Annotated in this window: 1 protein-coding gene; it reads right to left on the bottom strand. The window is 59.3% G+C overall.

The features are described 5' to 3' along the window. Positions 1-295: 295 nt before the first annotated feature. Positions 296-615: CRISPR system precrRNA processing endoribonuclease RAMP protein Cas6 (cas6, locus tag ACP5H1_RS08565; protein ID WP_427974119.1), on the bottom strand; the 320-nt coding region annotated here is incomplete at its 5' end.

Here is a 615-nt window from a genome sequence, read left to right as displayed (position 1 = left end):
TGGTTTCCGAGGCCTGAGCCACCATTCAGGTTACTCTCGCCTGCCGTGCCGGGGGCGGGCCCCCGCCGCCCCCTCAGTCCCACCGTCGTTTTCCGCAGTGAAATATTTAAGCTTACTGCGCGTCTCCAGGCCACTTCCCATGTCCCACATGGGAAGTCCCATCACTTTTTGATTTTTCATAGATTAAAGTTAAGTGAAGTTCATGTTCCCACCAGTCCCACAGGGCAAGGGGCTTCCCATGTTTTACATGGGAACTACCCGGCTAAGTAGTTTATAAGGTAAATTAACAAAATTATCAAAACTGCTGCCTGGTGGCGGGCTGGGCCCCTGGCCTAATTACCTCAGCCCTGACCTCGCCCATGCCCATGGCCCTCAGCTTCCCGACCCCCAGCTCCGATGCTATCGCCAGCAGCCTGTCGAGCACCGCCGAGCCCAGGCCCTCCTTGACGCTGTACACGGCCCAGCCGGTGAACCCCCTGAGGAGCCTGAGCCTCCCCAGGTAGTCCCTGCCTATCACTGCCGTCGTGGGCCTCACGTCGTAGTCAACCTCTACTGCGTACATGTCGACCAGCCTGCCGACGTAGTAGTGGTACAGGGGGGCGACGCCCGCCGCGC

This window comes from Acidilobus sp., assembly GCF_049973875.1.
Classification (GTDB): Archaea; Thermoproteota; Thermoprotei_A; order Sulfolobales; family Acidilobaceae; genus Acidilobus.
This window is presented reverse-complemented; position numbering and strand designations above follow the sequence as displayed.